General features: G+C 49.3%; 1 protein-coding gene. It reads right to left on the bottom strand.

Features of this window, described 5'->3' with window-relative positions; all coding sequences use genetic code 11:
• Nucleotides 1-70: 70 nt before the first annotated feature.
• Nucleotides 71-1333 carry a group II intron reverse transcriptase/maturase gene (gene ltrA, locus EH198_RS24260; protein ID WP_124698032.1) on the bottom strand — a complete coding sequence of 421 codons (1263 nt, stop codon included), beginning with the start codon at nt 1331-1333 and terminating at the stop codon, nt 71-73.
• Nucleotides 1334-1894 lie beyond the last annotated feature (561 nt).

Genomic DNA, 1894 nt, shown 5'->3' with positions numbered 1-1894 from the left:
ATCGAGTAGGAGGGGGCGGCGAGCCCCCGACCTCTCACACCACCGTACGTACCGTTCGGTATACGGCGGTTCATGAAATATTCCGTAAAGAGATGTAAATGTCCGACAAGCTCTTTAATCCAATGGATTCCCAGTATTGGTTATTCAATGCACGTTGCAGAATTGGACTTCCTGCAACTCGCCAGTACCCTTTACGGGTATTTCCCCACTCATAGGCTTTATCCTTGGGCATGCCTAAGGATAGAAGCCTTTTGACTTTGGTTCTCGGGTTCTTCCATTGCTTCCAAAGGCACATTCTTAGCCTTCTTCGAACCCATTTATCCATGTTTTGAAAGACACTTGGCGTATCCGCAAGCGAGAAGTATCCGTGCCATCCCATGAGGTATTGGTTTAGTTCCTTGATTCGCTCTTCCATCCTCATCGGCTTCTTTCGAGAGGTTATCTCCCGAATTCTGACCTTCGCCTTCTGTAAGGACTGTTTAGCAATTCTCACCTTTGGCTCTTTGTCCACACTAAAACTAAACCCTAGAAACTTCCGTCTCCATGGTCGGTCTACCGCACTCTTGGCTTGGTTCACCTTGAGTTTTAGCCTCGTCTCGATGAATCGGGTAACGGATGCTTTGACTCGCTCTCCTGCTCTTGGCGTTTTCACGTAGATGTTACAATCGTCCGCGTAGCGGACGAAGTGGTGTCCACGTCTTTCTAGTTCCTTGTCCAATTCGTCCAGTACGATGTTAGATAATAACGGACTCAGCGGACCACCCTGCGGTGCTCCTTCCAGTGTCGGCTTTACTAACCCGTTCTCCATCACGCCCGATTGAAGGTATTTACGAATCAGCAGAAGGACTTTCTTGTCCTTCACTTTCTCCGAAATCTTCATCATGAGTCGGTCATGGTTGACGAGATCAAAGAATTTCTCCAAGTCCAGGTCGACTACGAATCGATATCCTTCTTTCATGAATGCTCTAGCTTTCCTCACGGCATCGTGTCCCCGCCTTTGGGGGCGAAATCCATAGCTGTGCTCGGAAAACTGTGGATCGAACAATGGGGTTAACACCTGGGCGATGGCTTGCTGCAGCATTCGGTCTGTTACGGTAGGAATTCCTAACTTCCTGACACCTCCGCCATTCGGTTTCGGGATTTCGACCCGACGTACGGGGCTCGGCTCATAGGTTCCTTCTTCTATCGCTTGCCGCAAGCTCTGCCAGTTTTGTACGATGTGTTCTCGTAAGGATTTTACAGACATCCCATCTACACCATGGCTTCCTTTATTAGATTCGACTCGCTTTAACGCTTGTAGAAGATTTTCCCGTGACAGCAACTGCTCCAACATTTTTTTTTTACCTCTCTTTACGTGATTTGTACCTTCCTCTTGTGCCAGAGATGAATTCTGCCCTGCCGAAGCCCCACACGGAATTCACCGCTTCCTTCTTCAGTCAGGTCCTCTCGGATTTTCTGCTCTCATTACTCATCCTGAACGCCTGAATGTACAAATGCCTATTTCATGTTCAGCCCTTCCGCACGTGTTGCACCACGTAGCGTACTATGGCGTCTGCTGACTTCTGTACGCTCAGCCTGCTTTCGCAAACAGGGTTGCGAAGTTCTCTTCGCCTTCCGTACAGATCTCCCCAGGTAAGAACGCTATCTTCCTCTCCATCTATCTGCTTCATTTACTCTCGCACGCCTTTTGGCAGTATGGGCTTCGGTTTGTTTCGCAACCTCATCCAACGTACGCTAGCCTTGTATGAAGTTCGTGTTCCTCAGACCGGAGATTTGCCGCCGACTTCCTTCAGATTCCACCTCGCGGTAGACACCCTTGTCTTAAGCTAATGGCTACTACTGCCTTCGCCATTCGGGACTTCAACCCTAAAGATAGCGCCCATGCTGGGCGCAC

This window comes from Paenibacillus rhizophilus, from assembly GCF_003854965.1.
Taxonomy (GTDB): Bacteria; Bacillota; Bacilli; order Paenibacillales; family Paenibacillaceae; genus Paenibacillus_AQ; species Paenibacillus_AQ rhizophilus.
This window is presented reverse-complemented; position numbering and strand designations above follow the sequence as displayed.

Coding starts and splice junctions, on each gene's coding strand:
- ltrA (WP_124698032.1), bottom strand. CDS start 1,333: ATGTTGGAGCAGTTGCTGTCACGGGAAAATCTTCTACAAGCGTTAAAG.